Genomic DNA, 19,561 nt, shown 5'->3' on the forward strand with positions numbered 1-19,561 from the left:
TCCTTTCGTCTCGGCGGCGGTGTGGTGGTGCAGGTTGGGCAGACTCCGGCCGAGGGGGGAACTCTCCCGGCCGGAGTCTGGTCTTGGTGCGGCGGGGGGGTCAGGCGCGGGTGAACCAGCGGGCCTGTTCTGCGTCGGTGACGATGCCGCGGTGGTGGTCGAGTTCGAGCTGCGCGAGGTGGGCGTAGTGCTCGACCACGCCCTTCCCGAACGCCTCCTGGGCGACGGGGCTGTGTCGGAACGCGGAGCGGGCCTGGTCGAGTGTGAGGGGCAGGAGGGGCGCGTCGGTGGCCTCGTAGGCGTTGGCCGTGCAGGGTGCCGGCGGGGTGAGCTGCCGCTCGATGCCATGGATCACCGAAGCGAGCGCCGCGGAGAGCGCGAGGTACGGGTTCGCGTCCGCCCCCGGAACGCGGATCTCCAGGTGCGCGCCCGCCCCGTGGCCGGTGACTCGCACGGCACAGGTGCGGTTGTCCCACCCCCACGTCATGCGAGTGGGGGCGAAGGAGCCGGGCGCATACCGCTTGTAGGAGTTGACGTTCGGCGCGTACAGCGGGGCGAGGCCCGGCAGCGCCGTGAGCAGCCCAGCGATTGCCTGCTCGCCGATCTCGGACAGCCGTCCGGTCGGATCGGTGATCATCGGGTTGCCGCTGCGGGTGAGGGAGATGTGCAGGTGGAGACCGCTGGCCAGCCCGGTGTGGGGGGAGGCCATGAACGTGGCTGTCATGCCGGACCGGCCCGCCAGGGTGCGCACGGCGTGCTTGAAGACGAGGTGGTTGTCGCACGCGGGCAGCGCGGCACCGTAGGGGAAGGTGAATTCGACCTGGCCCGGGGCGCCTTCGGTCTTGATCGCCTCGACGGGCATGCCCGCCTTGGACAGTGAGCCCTGGAGGCGGCGGAAGAGCCGGTCGGTGTCTGGCGTGTGGTCGAGGGCGTAGTCCAGGTTCTGCTTGGCCACCGGCATGAGTCCGCCCGGGCCGATGTCGGCGGCCGGGGTGTAGGTGCCGCGGTAGAGCATGAACTCGGTCTCCAGGCCAGCCTGGGCGTGCAGCCCGTGGGCGGCAAGCCGGGTCAGCTGGTGGCGCAGGATCTGCCGGGGTGCGACCTCGATGGGATCCTCGTTGAGGTCCATCGCGTTGCCGAGGACGAGCGCGGTGCGCGGCATCCACGGCAGGGTGCGCAGCGTCGAGGGGTCCGGCACGACCGTCATGTCCTCGTACCCGCTCGCCCAGGACGTGAGGGCGAATCCGTCGGCGGGCGTCATGTCGACGTCGGTGGCAAGGAGGTAGGCGCACATTTCCGCACCGCCGTCGAGGACACGGTCGAGGAAGTGCCGCGCCCCATAGCGTTTGCCCTTGAGGCGGCCCTGCAGGTCCGGCACGGCAAGGAGAACGGTGTCGATCACGCCGGCTCCGACGGCCTTGCGTAGCTCGTCGACGCTGAACGCCAGGGTCGGCCGCCGCGGGGCGGTCGAGGCGGCATCGGCATCACGCTGCGACGGGCCGCTCGGGCGCGGCGTGGCTCCGGTCTGGGTGGACAGGGCGGTCATCACACGACCTCTTCCTGGATCCGGGCCATGCCCGAGCCCGCGTCGGCCGCCGCGGTCGGCACCTTGTAGTCCCGTCCCGCAACGCGCCACCACACGGTGGCCAGGGCGAGGACTACCAGCAGAGCGATGGGCGCGTAGTTGAACGTGGTCACGGAGACGAGACCGGACTCGGGCCGGGACTGGGGGAGGCAGAACAGCACGGTCACGAAGACCACCCAGACCACGGCGATCGCGCCGACGGGCACGCCCCAGCGGCCCAGGTTCCAGGGGCCGGGCTGGAAGCGGTGGCGGTTGCGGATCCGCAGATAGATCGGGATGGCGTACGCGGGGGTGATCCCGATGACGTTGATCGCGGTGACGGCGGCGTACGCGGTCGGGCTGTACAGCGACGGCAGTGCCAGGACGGCGGCAGCGCCGACCGACAGCCACACCGCGCGGGTCGGGGTGCCGGTGCGGGCATCGACCTGACGCCACAGCCTCGACCCGGGCAGCGCGCCGTCCCGGGAGAAGGCAAACACCATCCGGCTGGCCGCAGCCGTCTCGGCGTTGCCGCAGAACAGCTGCGCGACGATCACCACCAGCAGCAGGGCCTTCGCGCCGGCGACGCCGAGGGCGTCGAGGAAGATCTGGGCCGGCGGCACCCCGGTGGCGGTGGCCTGGGTTGCGGCGTAGTCCTGGATGGCGAAGGTCAGTCCGGCCAGCAGGACGAACCCGGCCAGCCACGACCAGCCGATCGCCCGCATGATGCCGCGGGAGGCGGAGACCTGGGCGTTGGTGGTCTCCTCCGACAGGTGCGCGGAGGCGTCGTACCCGCTGAAGGTGTACTGGGCGAGCAGCAGCCCGATCAGAACCACGTACAGCGAGCTGGACCAGCCGGTGTTGTTGACGAACTCCCCGAAGACGAAGGACGGCGACTGGTGGTGTGACGGCACGATCGCCAGCGCGCCGACGATCACGGCGACCCCGCCCAGGTGCCACCACACGCTGATCGAGTTCAGGATGCCTACCAGCCGGACACCGAAGAGGTTGAGGGTGGCGTGCAGCGCGAGGATGCAGAAGTAGATCGTCATGATCTTGCCCGGCGTGGGGACGAAGCCGAACTGCAGGTTCAAGAAGGCGCCGGTGAACAGAGCGGCGCCGTAGTCGATGCCGGCGATCGCACCGAGCAGGCCCAGAAGGTTGAGCCAGCCGGTGTACCAGCCCCACTTGCGCCCGCCGAGCTGTTCGGCCTGGTAGTAGAGGGCGCCGGAGGTGGGGTACGCGGAGGTGACCTCTGCGAGGCTGGCTCCGACGAGCATCACCATGGCGCCGACGGCGATCCAGCCCCACATCATCACGGCGGGCCCCCCGGTCGCGAGACCGAAGCCGTACAGGGTCATGCAGCCGCTCAGCACGGAGATCACCGAGAAGCTGATGGCGAAGTTGCCGAACGGGCCCATGCGGCGGGCCAGCACCGGCTCGTAGCCCAGTTCCCGAAGGAACGCGTCATCTGCCTGGGTCCCCGCCGCGCGGCGAGTCGGGCGTGTTCGTAACACTGGACATCCTCCATGGAATGGGTGGAACGAGTACAGAAAGTCAGGTGCATGCCAAGTCGCGTTTTGCTGTGCGTGACGGTCAGCGCACCGGTCCGGCGCGAGGTGCGTGGGTGCGTGCGAAGGACAGGGACTCCCGGCGGGCCCGCAGCAGCAGAGCCTCGCCGCCGTCGGGATGGTTCGGGTCCTCATGGACGGACGCCCACGGCTCCCGCGAGGCGTAGGTGCCCACGGCTGTGAACACCTCGGCCGCCTCCACGAACCGGTGGCCGGCCCACAAGGCGTACGCCAGGTGATGCAGGTCGGTCACCGAACGCGGCGCGGGATCCGGCTGCTTGAACCAGTGGTGGAACGCCTTGACCGTGTGCGTGATCGTCGGCTCCTGCGCCCACTGCCGTCGCCACAGCGGATCGGCGCGGTGCAGGAGGGACTGCTGCCGGCATTGCTCGACGAGCGCGTACAGCGGCAACAGCAGCAACGGGGAACCCGCCGGCGACCACGAGGCCACCCATCGGCCGAAGTCGAAGACAGCGGCGAGTGAGGCCGCCCGTGGGACGGGGCGGGCCAGTATGAACTGCAGGACCCGGTGGTACGCCTCCCGGTTGTACGGGTCGCGCTGGTTGATCCCGTGCAGCAGCCCCCACGGCCCACTCGGCAGCATCGGCTCTGCCGATACCTCACGGTGCTCCCGGCGCACCTGGCGTCCATCGATCTGTGCGAGGGCGAGCAAGCAGATCCAAGGCACCGGATCCCGCGGCTCCCGGTGCGCCATCATCAACGAGGCATGCCGTGCAGCCTCCTCCAATGCCGCAGCGCCTGCGTGCTGCTGGTGATGGGCGCGCAGGGCTCGCTCCACCGAGACGCGGCTACGCATCACCTGGGCGTCGTAACTGTTCGGCTCCTCCGCCAGCCACACGCCCATCACGTCGGAGTGGGCAGCGGTGACCGCCAGCACCTGCGTACGCGACGTCCGCAGCCCCCACTGCCCACCAGTTGCCGCCAGCAAGTCACGCGCCGGTCTCCACCGGCCGGCCTGCAACTCGACCATGGCCATACCGAGGGCTTCATCCGTGCCGGCCGGGTGGTAAACGGGGCGCATCAGTGCACCTCGCGACCGGGGTGGTCGCCGGTCGCAGTCAAGGGCCGGGAAAGCTGAAGCCTCGTGCTCTCGATCGCGGCACAAGGGTGCGTCATGCTTTTCTCGGTCATCGAATGCTTCCTCGGCAGAGAGGGGGGCGTTGGTGCCGGACAGGGATCGCTGCGCGGCCGGATAGAGCCACCGGACTGCCAGCGCCCCGTCTAGAACTTGATCCCGCTGATCAGGCGCGCGACGTTCGTCGCGACCTCGGCGATCGCGGGGGCCATCGAAGAGCTGGCCAGGTAGAACCCCAGGAGGACGCACACGACGGCGTGCCCGGCTTTCAGTCCGCCCTTCTTGACGAAGAGGATGACGAGGACCGCGAGCAGTACGACAGCGGAGATGCTGACCGCCACGGATGTGTCCCCCTTCCGAACCGTCGGTGATGCGGCTCGTTCCCGGCCCAAGTCCCCCGCAGCGGAGCCCAAGCCCATTCCCGACGAACCGGTGCGAGAGGTACACAGGCCCGGATACGTTCGCGCTGCGAGTAGTAATCGGCCCTGAACAGAGGCTGATTGAGGCACAAGGCTGACCGGGAAACGCCCGGTGCGCACATTCCGCCGGTGATATCACTGAGGTGATCTCGGTTTTCGGCGGTCTACGCCGACGGCTGGCGCACTTTCGTTAGGGGAGGTACAGGTGGCCCAGCAGGCGCTGCGACAGTGCGACGACTGCGGCTGCCGGCTCAGCCAGTACAACCCGGACGGTCTCTGCTCCGCTTGCGCGCGATCTCGCATCCCGTCCGCCCCCGCGTTACCCGCCGTGCCGGAGCGTGTGTGGCAAGACGTCGATGTCCGGCAGGCCCTTGCAGCCTTGGACTTCGGCAAGGCCAGCCGTTTGATCAGACAGCGAGGCTCGCTGCGCCAAGAGGACATGGCCCAGCTCACGGGACTGAGCCAGGCCTTCTTGTCCATGCTGGAGTCGGGCAGCCGCCGCCTCACCAACATCGACAAGATCATCGAATTTGTGGCAGGCATCGGCGCACCCGCCGAGCTCGTACAGCTCCCACTCCCACGGTCAGCGGGCAGAGCGCTTCAGCGGCCGGCGGACCAGTCGGCCGGAGATCTCGACCCAACCTTGCCCTGGACCGCGGCCCGTATGGTGGCGGCACTGGACAACGCGGTTGGAGGCGACGTGATTGACCGCCGGCGATTCCTTACGGTGAGCGGCATCGCGCTCACCGCTTTCGTCCACTACTGGGGCACTGCTGAGGCAGAGCCCCTTCAACGCGCTGCGGACGGCAGCCAGCTCACCTCAGACCTATTGGACAACCTGCAGGCGACCACCGACCGCCTGCGCATCATGGACGCCAGCGCCGGCAGCGGCACCCTCACCGAGCTCGGCGACGCGCACCTCGAACTCCTCAAACGCCTTCTGCAAAAGGCTTCATATACCGAGGACATCGGCCGCCGCCTGGCGGCCATTGTCGCCGACACCGCCACCCAGACCGGCTGGTTCGCCTTCGACTCCGGGCGCCACGACCACGCGCAGAGCTACCTGCTTGCCGCGCTCCGCGCGGCCAAGGTCTCCGGCGACGACCGCCTGGGCGCCGGCGCCCTGTCCTACCTGGCCATCCACGGCTACTCCACCGGCCAGCCACGCAACGCGGTCACGGCGGCGCGAGCCGCCCGGGAGCAGATCAGGACTCTGGGCACTCCCGCCCTGGAGGCGATGCTGCTGACCCGGCAGGCACGGGGGCACGCCAAGCTCGGTGAGCGTCAGGCAGCCCTCATCGCGCTCGGCGAGGCCGCCGAACTCTGCGCCCGGGGGCGTTCCGAGTTCGACCCCCACTGGCTGTACTGGGTCAACGAAGGCGAGATCCACGGCCAGTCCGGCAGCGTCTATCTCGACCTGGATGATGCGCCTAGTGCCGCTGTCAGCTTCACCGAGGCACGGAAGGCCCTCAACCCGGCAGACCAGCGCACCAACGCCCTGTTCCTCTCCCGCGGGGCCTCCGCCTACCTCAGGAAGGGCGAGCTCGAAGCCGGCTGCGCCACGGCGCACCAGGCGCTCGACCTTGCCGAACAGCTCCATTCGGCCCGCCTCAACGAGCACATCGAGGACATGATCGGCGAGCTCGCCCCGGTCCGCCGGAGCCCGTACGCTCGGGAGTTGATCGACCGTGCCGCTCTCGTGACGGGTGCAAGGAGCTGACGTGACCCAGGCCCAGCAGGTCCTCGTGCTGTGGGACATCGACCGCACGCTGCTGTACGTCGGCGACATCGACCGGCAGGTCTACCGCGAGACCTTCGCCGAGGTCGTCGGCCGCCCCGCCGAACACCTGCCTGCCCGCGGCACCGGAGTCACCATGCCGCTGGCGATCCGATCACTCCTGATCGACAACGGAGTGCTGGAAGGCGAAATCGCGGGTCTGCTACCGCGCATGGTGGATCTCCTGCCCGTCCATCTCGCCTCACACGCCGAGGATCTGCGTGCACAGGGCGTCCTCATGCCAGGAGCCGCCGCCGCGTTGCGCGCGGTGCGCGAGCACCCCGGCTTGATTCCGACCGCCGTGACCGGGAACCTCAAGCCGAACGCCGTCCTAAAGCTCGCGGCCTTCGGCCTCGACGGCCTCCTTGACATCGAGGTTGGTGGATTCGCCTCCGACGACCACCACCGGCCGACGCTCGTCGCCATCGCCCAGAAGCGTGCCCAGGCCAAGTACGGCATGGTATTCACCCGCTCGAACACCGTGATCATCGGCGATTCGCTGGAGGATGTACGAACCGGCCTCGAAGGTGGTGCCCCGGTCATTGGTATCGCATCGGGCAAGACCACGGCCGCTGAACTTACTGAGGCCGGCGCCGACCTCGTACTCGGCTCCCTCGCGGACGTTGCGCGGGTTCTGGACGGCATCTCGGCGCTCACGAGCCTGCGGGCCAGATAGCAGTCCATGGATGAGTTGATGGCTGGTTGGGCGACGTGGGATGGAGACGCAGAGCTCAGCGTTGTACTTCCGAGGCGGGCGCGCACTCGCAATGGGCGGCAACTCGAGCGGCCGAGTTCATGGCTCAGCCGAGATGGGGGAAGGTGCCAGCGAGGTAGTCACCGATCTGTTGGCGCATGCTGGCGTGGATGTCGTACTGGTCGAGGTCTGCGGGCTGGACGAAGCGGACTCCGTCAGCCTCGTCGTTGATAGTGGGCTCACCGCCGACCGGGCGGCCGATGTAGGTGTTCTCGTACTGCTGGCGGATCTCGCCGTTGGAGTAGGCGACGATGTGGCGGGGGTTGGTGTAGACCCCGAGGAATCCGCTGATCGCGGCTTCGATGCCGGTCTCCTCCAGACATTCACGCACGGCGCACTGGGCTGCGGTCTCGCCGATGTCCTGGGCTCCGCCGGGCAAGGCCCACTGGCCGGTGTCGCGGCGCCGCTGGAGCAGGATGGCGCCGCTGTCGTCGACGACGAGCAGGTTGCTGGCCGGGATCAGGGTGTTCGCCTGTGGCGCGGCGGGGTCGTTGTAGTACTCAGTCCTGCCCATGTGCGGCGGTCCCCTTCTGGTCGGGAATCCAGGACCGTGCGGCGGCCCAGACAGTTTGGAAGCTTTCAGCGTAGTTGTCGAACCACTCTGTGCCGTCCCCTCTCTTGAGGTGGAGGAAGGGCTTGGCGCGGGCGGGCCCCCCAGACTGGCGGTTGACCGGCAGCTCGTCGTAGCGGATCAATGAGGTGTAGAGAGTGGTGCCGTGCAGCTGCACTCCGTAGGCGGCTTCGGGGAGTAAGTGGCGGTAGTAGGTGAGGGAGGCGCGGATTTTCGCGGCGAGAGTGTCGCCGATGCCTTCCTCGCGGTCCTGGATGGCGACTGCTTGGCCGCTTGGGTCGCCGAAGCACAGGCCACGCCCGGAGAACGGGGACGGGAGGAGCACGTTCGCCGTGCCCCTTGGTGCGGGGGTTTCCAGCAGCCGCTGTCTTGGGCGTCGGTGAGGGTCTTGCGGGCACGGGGGAGAGTTGGCTGGGGGCCTCCGCCAGCGCAGACGGTCGGGACGGGGCGATCGGTGTACCCGAACCGAGGCTGCCGCCCTTGCTGGGGGCAATTCCAGAAGCGTGTCTCGATCGTTTCCGTTGCGTCGAGCCGGGACGTATCCGTATCCTCATCTCAACGCGTCGACGGAGACGAGTAGCCACGGATCACGCGAGAAGAGAGAGCCGCCGGCAGCTGTGAAGGCGGACTCGCACCCATGGTGAAGACCCTCCCGAGCGCGGGGAGGAAAGGCCCCCGGGCCCAATGCCCCGCCGGTTTGCCCCCGTCATCGGGCTGAATGAGGCCGCCGCTGTCTGGCGGTGGCAAAGGCGTGGTGGCACCGCGAGTACCCTTCTCGCCCACGCTTCCAAGGGATCATGACGACGCCCCTGGAGGGCTGCGATGATCCACACGACTAGCCGCGTACTGGCATCTGACCTACGCGCACACCTCGACCAGACCGTCACCGTCTCCGGCTGGGTGAACGCACTCCGCCTGCAACGCAAGATGCAGTTCGTCATCCTGCGGGACCACTCCGGCATGGTCCAGGTGACCCACAAGCGCGACGGCGGCCCGATCGAAGCCGCCATCGAATCGCTCACTCCCGAGTCCGCAGTCCGGATCACTGGCCGCGTCGTAGCGGCAGCCCAGGTCAACCTGGGCGGCCTGGAGCTCGTCCCCGAGACGATCGAGGTGCTGAACCGGGCGGAGACGCCCCTGCCGATCGACGAGCACACCGGCCCCGAGCACCGACTCGACTGGCGCTTCCTCGACGTACGCAAGCGGGCCACCGCGCAGATGGTGTTCGCCGCGCAGACGACCCTGGAGCAGGGGCTGCGCGAGTACGCCATGCGACACGGCTGCACGGAGATGCACACGCCGAAGCTGATGGGCACCGCGTCGGAGTCCGGCGCGGAGGTGTTCAAGCTCGGGTACTTCGACCGGTCGGCTTACCTCGCGCAGTCGCCGCAGTTCTACAAGCAGATGGCGGTGGCGGCCGGCATCGACAGAGTCTTCGAGATCGGGCCCGTCTTCCGAGCCGAGCCGTCGTACACCTCCCGGCACGCGACCGAGTTCACCGGCGTGGACGTCGAGCTGTCGTGGATCGACGACGTCGAGGACGTGATGGCGTTCGAGGAGCGGATGCTCGCCCACGCCATTGCGAAGGTCGCCGAAGTCCACGGTGAGGCGATCCGGGAGGTCTTCGGCATCGAGGTCGTCGTGCCGGAGGCTCCGTTCCCCAGGATCACTATGGCCGAGGCGCAGGAGATCCTGCGGGCCGGCGGCTGGGACCCCGAAGGCGTCAAGGAGGACCTGGACCCGGAAGGTGAGCGCACCATCGCCGCCCACATGAAGGAGCTCACGGGCCACGAGTTCGTGTTCATCACGCACTACCCGGCCAGCATCCGGCCCTTCTACCACATGCGTCCGGCGGACCGACCGGACCTCACGCTCAGCTTCGACCTGCTCTGGAAGGGCCTGGAGATCACCACCGGGGCCCAGCGAGAGCACCGCTCCGACGTGCTGCTCAAGCAGGCGGAGGAGAAGAGCATGGACACCGAGCCGATGCAGGACTACATGAACATCTTCCGCTTCGGGTGCCCGCCCCACGGCGGCCTCGGCGCCGGCCTGGGTCGGATCCTGATGGTCATGCTCGGCCTGGACTCCATCCGCGAGGCCGCGTTCCTGTTCCGGGGACCGAACCGACTGACTCCCTGAGCCAGGGGTAGGCGCACCTCTGCCCCACCGCCCTGTCTGGCGGTGGGGCAGCTGGGGCTCGCTCAGTACCGGGTGTGGCCGAGGTCGAGGGTCCACGCCTCGGCGGGGTTCTTGTCCCAGTGGTCGCGCAGGGCCAGCTCGCGGTCGGCGTACCGGCCGCGGTGGGAGAGGCCGCCGTGGGAGAGCGTGACGCTGAGCGCGAGCGGCGATTCGGTGGTGACCCAGTGCGGGGTCAGGGCGTGGCTCCACAGCTGGTCGCCTGGCTGCATGGTCACCGACTGCCGCTGCGCCTCGTCGTGCGGTGGGGGATCTTCGGCGGTGGTCTCACCGAGGACCGCGGCTTCGGGGGACAGGTGCTTGTCGGGGTTGTGGTAGCTGTGGAAGGTCTTGACCCCTTGGACCTGCCACACCAGACCGTGTGAGTTGTCGTTGTGGTAGGTCGAGGCTGCCCCTTCGGTGGACAGGAACAGGATGGGCGCGCACCGCTGCCACGTGAATCCCTGCGACGACAGATAGGTGCGCCAGGGCACCATGACCTCTTCTTGGAAGCCGGCCAGGATATCGCCGTAGAACCGGGCGAGGTTGAAGTGCACCAGGCGGAACGGCCACGTGGCGATCTCCTCGACCGGGGCCGTCCGGAACGCGGCGGTGCGCTCCATGCGCACCGCCCAGTCGTCCTCCCCGAGGACCGTGAAGCGCACCTCGTCGTCCCGGCGGATGTGGTCGAGGATGTCGATTGCGGGCAGGAATAGGTAGTCGAACGGGACCTGCATGCGGAAGTTCGGCGGCTGCCTCCAGTGGGTGCTGAAGTCGTCGGGGTCGGTGACGGAGACCGACGGTTGCACGTGGACCTCCACGGTCAGGCCGCCGCGCAGTCGCGGGATGCGGGTCGGCAGATGGCGGCGCAGTCGGGTACGACGCGGTCTGTGGCCGGTGCGTCGAGGAAGGCTCGGATCTCGGTACGCGGGGCGTGAACGCTGATCTCGGATGCGCCATAGGGGCAGTGCCGCACCTCGCCCTTGGCGGACACGTAGGGGGTTGCCGACCGGCATGGGTGGCTCTCCTCCTCGGACAGCTGCATCCGCCGAAGATCGTCTAGGTAGGACCGATATCCGTTGGACAGACGGAAGTGCCGACCGAGCGACGCCGTGTCGCGCGCCCTCTGCATCAGAGAGTCCTGAACCGATCGACCATCCCGGCGCAGGGCGTCTTCGGAGAGGAGGACGGGGCTCAGCTGGACGTCGATCCCCTTCCCCGCCAGGAGGCCGGCGAGCTGTGTGGCTTCCTCCCCGCCCACATCCCAGTAGGTCAGGTGCAGGACTTTCGAGGGGGTGTCCACGGCGTCCAGCGTCGCGACAGCCGAAGCCGCGGTCCGGGTGGTGCGGCCGAGAGCCATAGCGCCCTGCGAGTCTGCGGAGACAGTCACGTTGGTCAAAAGGTGACCGACCTCCGCGAGGGTGGAGACCTCAGCCTCCGAGCGGGCCGAGGTCACCATGGACACCGTCATGCCGAACTGGAGAGCCAGGCGGACGAGCTGCCGGAGCTCCGGGTGGTGGGTCGGCTCACCACCGGTCAGGCACACGCCCTCCACCCCGGTCTCCTTCAGCCGCGACAGGGCACGCGTGTACGTGGCGGTGGTGAGGAAGCCGCGGGCGCGGTCGGCCCGGAAGCAGAAGCTGCACGCGACCTCGCAGTGCCCCGCCGTCGAGACCAGTGCCGTGCGGACGGGGGCGCTCATTGCACCCCCGTGTTGTCCCATACCGCGATGGCCACGGTGTTGGTGTAGAAGGCGCACATCTGCGGGTCGGGGGTGCTACCGCCGATGAGCGCCTGCTCGTTGCGGGACGGGCCTCCGCAGATGGCCAGCGCCGGGCAGTCACCGCACTCGGGGATCGGCGCGACCTTCTTCGTCGCCCTGGTGAGGAGGCCGGGATCCGAGCGCAGCGCGTCGAGCGTGTGGAGGAACGAGGGCTCGGTGAAGTTGATGTCGCACACGCTGACCCGGTTGCCGGGCAGCAAAGCTGCGTTGAGGCTGCGATCCCCCTGCATGTGGTCGAACAGCATGGGCCGGCGGGTGTCGAGGGCCTGGAAGGCCCGGTCGAGGACGGAGAAGAGCATCCCGCCCTTCCCGAGCGCGGTCAGGCGGGCCTCGTAGAGCTCCCGGGCCAGGTCCGCCCCGTTCACCCGCCACTCACCCCCGGTGGGGATGGGCGTGTTGACGTAGATGAACTTGAGGCCGAGGTCGTCGATGATCCACTGCACACTCTCGGCCAGGCGCCCGATGTTGGACGCCGTGGGGGTGAGGTTGCAGCCGACGTGCAGGCCCTTCGCCTCGACCAGGCGCCGGACGTTGCGGCGGATGCGGTCGTCGGCGGGCTGACCGCCGAGGAGCAGCCGGTTCGCCGAGTTGATGCCCGGAGGGCCGTCGATGGATATGCCCACCCCGTACTCGCGCTGTACGAAGTGGTCGAGGGCCTCGTCCGTCAGTCGGGCGCCGTTGGTGACGACCGTGCGCCGGACCCGCGCTACGCCGTAGCGGGCCGCGAGGGTGTCGGCGAGTGCGTCGCCGTACTGCATGAGGTCGAAGCGGATGGTCGGCTCGCCGCCGAACCACTGGATAGAAACCTCTTCCTGCCCCGCGTTCTGTTCGAACAGGAACTCAAGGCCAGCGGCGAGCTCCTGCTCCGTCATGTCCGGCTTGCCGCTGTTGGTGTCGACGAAGCAGTACGTGCAGGCCATGTTGCAGCGGTCGGTGAGCACCACCCGGAGGCCGCTGATCCGGCGCGGTGTCGGGTCGATACCCAGGGTGTGGAGGCGGTGGTGGAGTGCTTCACGGCGGTCGGCCGCAGGGCCGTCCTGGGTGAAGCCGAGCCCGGCGAGGGCTAAGTGTGTCGCGGTCGGGGGGACCCCGGCGAGGTCAGAGACCTCGCCGGGGTCGAGAAGCACACTCTCCAGCGTGACCGGGTCGAGGAGGACAGCCTCGTCGTCCCGGTCGTACTGGAAGTATTTCCCCCACAGCAGCTGGGGAGTGGCCACTGGGTCAGGCCGCCGTTTCCTCTTCGGCGATGCCCAGCTTGGCCATGACGGCGCGGACCTGCTCCTCGGCGTCGGCCTGGAGTCGGGCGGAGGCCGCGGGGGAACCACCGTCGGAAAGGACGATCACACCGGGGAGTGTCGGGTTCGGTGCGATCACCGTGAGACCGGCCGGCTCGGTGCTGATAACCATGACCGCGCCCTCCAGACTGACCCAGTCGGTACGGTCCTTCAGGGCTTCCAGGATGCGGGCCTGCTTGTCGCGGAAGGAGGCGCGCTCCCCCATCCACACGCCTGCCTTGGACTTGGAGTCCACGACGTCCGCGTAGATCAAGTGGTTCTGCTTCTCTCGCCTGGGCTTCGGCATAACTGATCTCCTTGATGGAAGGGTGACTGCCCGAGGTGGGCCGTTCTGATCCGCTCTGCTAGCCACCGGTCCGGTGCCGTACGCACCTCGCCGGTTTGGTGCGCAGCGCCCTGGGGCGCCGTTCCCCACCTGCTGTCGACCGTTGGCCGACAACGGGCGGGAAGCCTGTTCAGCTGTGCGTGCCACTGTCCGATGCCGGCGGGGAGATCGGCCATAGGGGCTGGAGGGTGTCCGGGTCGGCGGTCCACTCCCGACCCGAGTGGTCCATTGGGCGCATGTGCGCCACCTTCCTGACCGGCCTACCGGTGATCTTCGATACGTAGATCAGGACCGCAGCTACGGTTCCGTGACGTCCGCTGGCAGGGTGCGCAACGCCTTGGCCGAGGAGCCGGTGCCCGGTGTCCTCCGTGACCCAGAGGTTCGCCTCCGTGGTCGCGTTCATTGGGCTCCCCCGAGGCCGAGGAAGGCGTCGAACTGGGCGGAACTCCAGGTGGAGGGATCGCCGTTCCGGCTACGGAACGCCTCGGCGGCCTTGGGCAGATCCCGGCGGTTCGACGTAGTGCCGGCGTCCGTCCCCACATACGGGGCCACCACGGCCTCGTAGCGCGTGCTGGTCTCTCCGGGGGTTCGTCGGGGAAGCCGAGGGCTGCTCACGGTCCACTCCCTTTCGCTGGGTTCTTCGAAGTGGCGTAAGAATCCCCCTGGTGCGGGTGTCACGGCCACGACGCAGGCGGTGTCATCTGGCGCTCACCAGGGTGACCGGGGTGTCATGGAGGTGGCGCCGCCATGTCATCTGCACGGATTCCATTGCGCAGCAGGGGTGTTGGCCAGTAGGCACGAAGTGGAGCGGGGCGAAGTGGCCCGTCTTCTGACCTTGAGGGAGCGACCGATGGACGATCCGGCCACGCTGCTGCGCGTTTTAGTCCAGCAACGGCATTGGCGATACAGGGACTTCGCCACAGCGTTCGAGCGTGCAGCCGCACAAGCAGGCGTGCACGGCATGTCGGTGTCAGAGGCACAGTTCCGGCGCTGGACGTCGGGCCGGATCAAAACCATGCCGGGCCCGGACACCTGCCGGGTACTGGAGCAGCTCTTCGACGTGGAGGCCGCGGCACTTTTCGGGCCGCCACCCGCGCCGTCGACCTCGACATCGGCTCCTCCCACTGCGTACAACCTCGAAAGTGAAATCGCCATGACCGCACGAGACGCTGCTAACGAGGCGGGTGCCGCCGCCGCGCAGTCCGTATCCGACACGACCATTGACCAGCTCCGCGAGGACGCCCTGTCCCTCGCCCGCTCGTACGGCGCCGCGAGCGCCTTCGAGGTGTTCCGGCGGGCCAGGGTCCTCCGCTCGGAGGCCGAGCACCAACGCGGACTCACCAAGGTGCCCGTGCAGCAGCAGGACCTGTTGATCGTGGCGGGACAGGCGTGCGCACTGCTGTCGACCGCCGCGTTCGACCTCGGCGCGTTGGATGACTCGGCTCGCCTCGCCCGTTCGGCGGCCCTGTACGGGGAGATGGCGCGGTTCGATCCGCTACGGGCCTACGCCACTGGCTCCTTGGCGATCTGCGCCTATTTCACGGGTCGGCCTTCGGAGGCCGTACGGCATGCGCGGAGTGCGCTGGCATACGCCGGTCTTGGTGACATGGCCAGGCGGCGGCTGTTGTCCATCGAGGCCCGCGCTCACGGCCATCTCGGGGACCGGGAGCGGGCCACCCAGGCGCTTGTCGCATCCAAACGTCAGGACAGCGGCGAGCGGGACGCCCTGCACGACGACGTCGGCGGTGAGTTCGCCTTCAACGAGGAGCGACTGCTGATGTCCAACGGCACGACCGCTCTGCTCGTCGGCGACGGGGCTGGGGCGGAGGTGACGGCGCAACGGGCGCTGGATCTGGTCGCGTCCCGGCCGCCGGCCCGGCAGTCGGTATCGGTACGGGGCAAGGCCGCGGCCGACCTCGCCGCGGCGCAGGTGCTTCGGGGCGACCTGGACGCGGCAGCGGCGACGCTGGAGACGGTGTGGCTCATCCCGGCGGAACAGCGCGTGGCGGGGCTGCTGGAGCGCACCGGCGGCTTGCGGCGGGCTCTGACCGCCCCCGCGTTCAGGGGGACGCGGGTGGCCGTCAGCCTCGGCGAACAGATCGAGGAATTCGGGCGCCTCTCGGCGCCGCGGCAGCTGGGCACGGGGAGCGGACTCCTCGCTATCGAGCCCTGACACTGCCCAGCCCCCTGTGCCTACGAGTGGCTGAGGGTGGCGAGGATCTGGGCTTCCTTGACCGGGTCCACTCCGTGCTCGTCCCACCGCGGGTGGTCGACCGGTCGGCCGTCGGCCTGCATCCACGCCCAGGTGTCGGCAATGGTGTCGGCGAGCGGACGGCAGCGGAGCCCGGCCGCCACGGCACGGGAGGCGTTGACGGACCACACCCCGGAGTGGGTGCGCCACAACGGAAGCTCCGTCCACTGCTTCACACCGTGCGAGGTGAGCGCCGCCTCATCGGCCCAGACCGGGCTGCCGGTACTGCCAGTGACGGCCAGGCATGTGGCGATAAAGTCAGCCCAGCTGATGCCCTCGGGGTGGGCGATGTTGAACGCCCGACCGGGGCCATCGGTGCCAGCGGCCTGATCGACGGCGAAGGCGGCGACGTCCCGCACGTCCACAGGCTGGATCATCTGGGCGGCCGGCGCCGGGACGACGATCGGGCCGCCGTGCTGGGAACGGGTGAGCCACCAGGGGAGGCGGCCGACGTACTCGCCAGGCCCCAAGATCACTCCAGGCCGCAGGAACACCACGTCGTCCCCGAAGGCCGCTCGTACGGCAGCCTCTCCACCGGCCTTCTGGAACCCGTACTTCGTCGGGCTGCCATCGGCGCCTGTGTGCCCGAACGACTCATCGGCGTCCGGCGGGCACTCCAACAGCGGGGAGCCCTCGGTGAGCGGGTGGTGGGGCCACCCCTGATAGACGGACACGGTGGAGACGTGTACCCACCGGGCGGCGGCCGGGCGCAGGATGTCGGTGGCGAGGAGCACGTCACGGGGTGGGAACTCGCTGCTGGAGGTGTCGATCACGGCATCCCACGGTCCGCGTGAGGCAAGCCGCTTCAGGTCGTCGGGGCTCGTCCGGTCACCCCGGACGGTGTCGGCGCCCTCAACCACACCGGAGCGGCCCCGGTTGAACGTCGATACCTCCCACCCGCGTCGAAGTGCATCGTCAACGATCGCCCGACCAAGGAACCAGGTGCCGCCCATCACGAGAATCCGCATGAGGACGACCCTGCCACGAACTGTCATGCGGCACCATCCCGCCGCTCGCTGCGAGCGGTTGAGCCCGGCGAAGTGTGGGGTGGCCCGGTGGAACCTGACATCCACCGGCGTAAGTAGCCTGCACCACCATGCTGATCGATGCCGCCTGCTCGGGCGGCCCTCTTGGCCCATGGACCAGGGCGCTTTCGAGCACCGTGACTGGTCGACCACAGGCGCCTGTTTTCGAATGATCAAGAACAGCGAAACCGGGAGTGACTATTCGAATGCGGCGGCATCAGCCACGACGATAGGGTCACCACTTCTCATCCACACTGGCCAACCCAGTTGGCAGACACAGGAGCGTATCGGCGCCATGAGCCGTCTGAGCGAGTCCGTCACCCGCGTCATGCAGATCCTCGATGGATCGGACCTGGGCGCGGACTATACGGTCGCTCAGCTCCTGGACGAGACAACAGCCCGGCGCTCTCTCGACCTCTCCGACCTCTCCCCTCAGGAGCAGGCCGCCTTGGTCGAAGGGCGCGCGATCAACATGATCCCCTCAGCCTCGGCACTCGCCGAGAAGATCACCGCTGCCCAGACCGCGGGCCGTCCGTTCGTCGTCAAGTACGGCATCGACCCGACGTCACCCGACGTGCACCTCGGCCACGCGGTACCGATCATCATCGCGAGCCGACTCCAGCGCATGGGTCACCATGTGGTCTTCATCATCGGTGACGTCACGGCGAAGATCGGTGACCCGTCCGGGCGCTCCTCGGAGCGTCCTGCCCTCACTGACGACGACATCACCCGGAACCTCAGCACGTACCAGCAGCAGGTCACACCCTTCATCGACTTCAAGCGGGCCGACCTACGCTTCAACGGCGAGTGGCTCAACAAGGTCAGCCTGCCCCAGCTCGTGAAAATCCTGGCCCGCGTGCCGGTCTCCATGTCCCTCCAGCGCGATGACTTCCGCACCCGGCTCGCCGAGGGGCAGGGCCTGTCCGTCGCCGAGTTCGTCTACTCGGTCGTCATGGCCATGGACTCGGTAGCCATCACAGCGGACGTCGAACTGGGTGGCGTGGACCAGCTCCTCAACCTCCAGATGTGCCGCAAGGTCATGGAGATCTCGGAGCAGACCCCAGAGATCGTCATCACCACCCCGCTGATCGAGGGCACCGACGGCACCGGCGCCAAGATGAGCAAGAGCAAGGGCAATTACGTCGCGCTCACCGCCACCCCGGATGACGTCTACGGCCGCCTCATGTCCATCCCCGACCACGTCGTCGAGCCCTACCTGAAGCTGCTGACCGAGTGGACGGACGACGAGATCCGCGTGGTCACCAAGCGCCTGGAGGAGGGAACCGCGCACCCGATGGCGATCAAGCGCATCCTCGCCGGCGAGGTGGTGGCCGCTCTCCACGGCCTGGACGCCGCTGCCGCCGCCCGCGCTGAGTTCACGGCGCGCTTTTCCAAGCGCTCCTTCGGGGACACCCAGAACCTCCCCGTCGTCTCCCTGAAGGACCACGCCGAGGACACGCTCGGGGCGCTGATCAGCCGCACGCTGGACTTCGCTCCCAGCATCTCCGCCGTGCGCCGCGTGGCCCAGCAGAACGGCCTCCGCCTCATCCGTGAGTCGGACGGAGAGCAGCAGAGCACGCAGCTCACGGAGGCTTCCGTCCAGCAGGCGCTCAGCGCGGTCGTGAGCGAGGTCGGGGCACTCGACGGTGCCGAGCTCTACCTCAAGGTGGGTCGTAAGGTCGCCCGCATCGAGGCCTGAGATTGAGTTATGGCGTCGGCTCACCTGTGTGGGTCGGCGCCGCTCGAACCGAGCGATTACGTCAAGACGGGCAGCGACGCCAGACCGCGGACCAGCCGGGTCCGGCGCCTGACAGGCGGTGGAGGGGTCCGGTAGCCCTGGGTTATGGCGGGTTGACCGACGCGCTATGCCGCGGCCTGGGCTGTCTTGGGTCGGGCCCCCAACGTCTGGCCCATCGCCCGTTCGATCGAGATCAGAAGGACGACGCGCTCAGGGTCCGGGGCAGGCGTACGCCCGTATCGCTGCCCGTAACGGGAAACCGCGTCTTCGACTGCTGCCGCGTCGGTGCAGACCTCAGCCACGCCTTCGAGCGTGGCCCACCGGCCCCCGTCGACTTGGCACACCGCGACCCGGGCCGCACTGCCGCCCGCCAGGATGTTGGCGACTTTCCGGCTGGATTTGCGGGTGATAACTCGGGCGACTCCGGCGGCAGCGTCGACGGTCACACCGACGGGCACAACGTGCGGACGGCCGTCAGGCCGCAGCGTCGTCAATGTGCACAGGTGGTACTCATTCCAGAACTGGCGGTAGTCATCACTCTGGCCGGATATCGCGTTCGACATGACAGGAAGCGTAATGGCTCTAGTTGCCCGAACTGCCCTGAAGTGACCGCGACCACAAACGGCCTGGACGGTTAATTAGCCCGATTCGATGCCATATGTCGTACGACATTCAACGGAAAATATCTCACATTCGTAACGGGCTCGACATGTAATCCGAGAGCTTGAAGCGTCCACGCCAGGACGCAAAAGGCCAGCTCAGGAGTGCACCCTCGTGCACTGATGGCCGATTTAGATCGTTTTGACGGGGCAGGGTTACGTGCGGGCTACACGGATTGATCATGCTTTTCAGACAATGCCTTGTCTGAACCGTCACGTACTGTCCAAGAGTTCCCGGAGGCTCCATTGCGGCAGCTCGCCGGTTGTCTCAGATCGTGTTCGCGTACGTGACATTCGTGGGGTGCGAAGCGCTCTGGAGGCCAGGCATCCGGGCCCCTTGAGGCTTGTGGGGCATGTAGGCATGTCCGACTGCGGTCGATTCCGGCGTAGGAAACCGGACGTCATCGACACGGGCGCGATGTCGCCCCGGCTCGGGGGAGCCATCACCTGCCGGTTGGAGGAGTTACTCAGTGTGGTCAGAGAAGAGTGGCCGAGTCGCGGAGAGGCCGACGGTTCCTGCACAGGGCGGAGCCAGCCGTGGGCGCCTCGGGCGCTGGC

18 protein-coding genes are annotated in these 19,561 nt (G+C 68.2%); 5 read left to right on the forward strand and 13 right to left on the reverse strand.

Features of this window, described 5'->3' with window-relative positions; genetic code table 11:
- Nucleotides 1–100 precede the first annotated feature (100 nt).
- The 4 genes from OTB20_RS12225 to OTB20_RS12240 form a co-directional block, all read right to left on the reverse strand.
- Complete coding sequence (locus OTB20_RS12225; protein ID WP_267751873.1) at nt 101–1,546, reverse strand: glutamine synthetase family protein; 1,446 nt, start codon at nt 1,544–1,546, stop codon at nt 101–103.
- Nucleotides 1,546–3,081: an amino acid permease gene (locus OTB20_RS12230; protein WP_267751874.1), complete on the reverse strand. Its 1,536-nt coding sequence runs from the start codon at nt 3,079–3,081 to the stop codon at nt 1,546–1,548. Before OTB20_RS12230 ends, OTB20_RS12225 begins: the two co-directional genes overlap by 1 nt.
- Nucleotides 3,082–3,160: 79 nt before the next feature.
- Nucleotides 3,161–4,177, reverse strand: coding sequence for a hypothetical protein (locus OTB20_RS12235; RefSeq protein ID WP_267751875.1), 1,017 nt, complete (start codon nt 4,175–4,177; stop codon nt 3,161–3,163).
- Between the two features lie 200 nt (nt 4,178–4,377).
- Complete coding sequence (locus OTB20_RS12240; protein WP_267751876.1) at nt 4,378–4,572, reverse strand: hypothetical protein; 195 nt, start codon at nt 4,570–4,572, stop codon at nt 4,378–4,380.
- A gap of 283 nt (nt 4,573–4,855) precedes the next feature.
- Here OTB20_RS12240 and OTB20_RS12245 point away from each other — a divergent pair, with 283 nt between their 5' ends.
- On the forward strand, nt 4,856–6,370 hold the full coding sequence (locus OTB20_RS12245; RefSeq protein ID WP_267751877.1) for a helix-turn-helix domain-containing protein: 1,515 nt from the start codon (nt 4,856–4,858) through the stop codon (nt 6,368–6,370).
- A 1-nt stretch (nt 6,371) separates the two neighbouring features.
- Nucleotides 6,372–7,103 (forward strand): HAD family hydrolase, encoded by a 732-nt coding sequence (locus OTB20_RS12250; protein ID WP_267751878.1) that lies wholly within the window; start codon nt 6,372–6,374, stop codon nt 7,101–7,103.
- A gap of 124 nt (nt 7,104–7,227) precedes the next feature.
- On the opposite strand, the gene OTB20_RS12255 is transcribed toward OTB20_RS12250, so the two are convergent.
- Both OTB20_RS12255 and OTB20_RS12260 read right to left on the reverse strand, forming a co-directional pair.
- On the reverse strand, nt 7,228–7,695 hold the full coding sequence (locus OTB20_RS12255; RefSeq protein ID WP_267751879.1) for an NUDIX hydrolase: 468 nt from the start codon (nt 7,693–7,695) through the stop codon (nt 7,228–7,230).
- Entirely contained in the window at nt 7,682–8,077 is a 396-nt protein-coding gene (locus tag OTB20_RS12260; protein ID WP_267751880.1) for a hypothetical protein, read from the reverse strand. Before OTB20_RS12260 ends, OTB20_RS12255 begins: the two co-directional genes overlap by 14 nt.
- 497 nt (nt 8,078–8,574) lie before the next feature.
- On the opposite strand from OTB20_RS12260, the gene aspS reads away from it, so the two are divergent.
- Entirely contained in the window at nt 8,575–9,891 is a 1,317-nt protein-coding gene (aspS, locus tag OTB20_RS12270; protein WP_267751881.1) for an aspartate--tRNA(Asn) ligase, read from the forward strand.
- A gap of 62 nt (nt 9,892–9,953) precedes the next feature.
- On the opposite strand, the gene OTB20_RS12275 is transcribed toward aspS, so the two are convergent.
- The 5 genes from OTB20_RS12275 to OTB20_RS12295 form a co-directional block, all read right to left on the reverse strand.
- Complete coding sequence (locus tag OTB20_RS12275) at nt 9,954–10,736, reverse strand: hypothetical protein (protein ID WP_267751882.1); 783 nt, start codon at nt 10,734–10,736, stop codon at nt 9,954–9,956.
- Nucleotides 10,737–10,750: 14 nt separating this feature from the next.
- Complete coding sequence (locus OTB20_RS12280) at nt 10,751–11,629, reverse strand: radical SAM protein (RefSeq protein ID WP_267751883.1); 879 nt, start codon at nt 11,627–11,629, stop codon at nt 10,751–10,753.
- Nucleotides 11,626–12,927 (reverse strand): radical SAM protein, encoded by a 1,302-nt coding sequence (locus tag OTB20_RS12285; protein WP_267751884.1) that lies wholly within the window; start codon nt 12,925–12,927, stop codon nt 11,626–11,628. Before OTB20_RS12285 ends, OTB20_RS12280 begins: the two co-directional genes overlap by 4 nt.
- Nucleotides 12,928–12,931: 4 nt before the next feature.
- Entirely contained in the window at nt 12,932–13,291 is a 360-nt protein-coding gene (locus OTB20_RS12290; RefSeq protein ID WP_267751885.1) for a hypothetical protein, read from the reverse strand.
- 438 nt (nt 13,292–13,729) lie between these two features.
- Nucleotides 13,730–13,945 (reverse strand): hypothetical protein, encoded by a 216-nt coding sequence (locus OTB20_RS12295; RefSeq protein ID WP_267751886.1) that lies wholly within the window; start codon nt 13,943–13,945, stop codon nt 13,730–13,732.
- Between the two features lie 235 nt (nt 13,946–14,180).
- Between OTB20_RS12295 and OTB20_RS12300 the strand changes: the two genes are divergently transcribed.
- The gene (locus OTB20_RS12300) at nt 14,181–15,503 is read left to right on the forward strand and encodes a DNA-binding protein (RefSeq protein ID WP_267751887.1); all 1,323 of its coding nucleotides are present in this window, start codon (nt 14,181–14,183) and stop codon (nt 15,501–15,503) included.
- A gap of 20 nt (nt 15,504–15,523) precedes the next feature.
- On the opposite strand, the gene OTB20_RS12305 is transcribed toward OTB20_RS12300, so the two are convergent.
- Nucleotides 15,524–16,534, reverse strand: a complete 1,011-nt coding sequence (locus OTB20_RS12305) for an NAD-dependent epimerase/dehydratase family protein (protein ID WP_267751974.1) — start codon at nt 16,532–16,534, stop codon at nt 15,524–15,526.
- A 367-nt stretch (nt 16,535–16,901) separates the two neighbouring features.
- Here OTB20_RS12305 and tyrS point away from each other — a divergent pair, with 367 nt between their 5' ends.
- Entirely contained in the window at nt 16,902–18,305 is a 1,404-nt protein-coding gene (gene tyrS, locus OTB20_RS12310; protein ID WP_267751888.1) for a tyrosine--tRNA ligase, read from the forward strand.
- Nucleotides 18,306–18,469: 164 nt separating this feature from the next.
- Here tyrS and OTB20_RS12315 read toward each other — a convergent pair whose 3' ends face one another.
- Nucleotides 18,470–18,907, reverse strand: coding sequence for a pyridoxamine 5'-phosphate oxidase family protein (locus OTB20_RS12315; protein WP_267751889.1), 438 nt, complete (start codon nt 18,905–18,907; stop codon nt 18,470–18,472).
- Between the last annotated feature and the right edge of the window lie 654 nt (nt 18,908–19,561).

Origin of the sequence: Streptomyces sp. H27-H1 (assembly GCF_026627445.1) — a bacterium.
GTDB lineage: Bacteria > Actinomycetota > Actinomycetes > Streptomycetales > Streptomycetaceae > Streptomyces.

What these genes read in the sequence shown, in the direction of transcription:
- OTB20_RS12255 (WP_267751879.1), bottom strand. Translation starts at nt 7,695, where the DNA reads ATGGGCAGGACTGAGTACTACAACGACCCCGCCGCGCCACAGGCGAAC.
- OTB20_RS12235 (WP_267751875.1), bottom strand. Translation starts at nt 4,177, where the DNA reads ATGCGCCCCGTTTACCACCCGGCCGGCACGGATGAAGCCCTCGGTATG.
- OTB20_RS12280 (WP_267751883.1), bottom strand. Translation starts at nt 11,629, where the DNA reads ATGAGCGCCCCCGTCCGCACGGCACTGGTCTCGACGGCGGGGCACTGC.
- OTB20_RS12300 (WP_267751887.1), top strand. Translation starts at nt 14,181, where the DNA reads ATGGACGATCCGGCCACGCTGCTGCGCGTTTTAGTCCAGCAACGGCAT.
- OTB20_RS12315 (WP_267751889.1), bottom strand. Translation starts at nt 18,907, where the DNA reads ATGTCGAACGCGATATCCGGCCAGAGTGATGACTACCGCCAGTTCTGG.
- OTB20_RS12290 (WP_267751885.1), bottom strand. Translation starts at nt 13,291, where the DNA reads ATGCCGAAGCCCAGGCGAGAGAAGCAGAACCACTTGATCTACGCGGAC.
- OTB20_RS12305 (WP_267751974.1), bottom strand. Translation starts at nt 16,534, where the DNA reads ATGGGCGGCACCTGGTTCCTTGGTCGGGCGATCGTTGACGATGCACTT.
- tyrS (WP_267751888.1), top strand. Translation starts at nt 16,902, where the DNA reads ATGAGCCGTCTGAGCGAGTCCGTCACCCGCGTCATGCAGATCCTCGAT.
- aspS (WP_267751881.1), top strand. Translation starts at nt 8,575, where the DNA reads ATGATCCACACGACTAGCCGCGTACTGGCATCTGACCTACGCGCACAC.
- OTB20_RS12225 (WP_267751873.1), bottom strand. Translation starts at nt 1,546, where the DNA reads ATGACCGCCCTGTCCACCCAGACCGGAGCCACGCCGCGCCCGAGCGGC.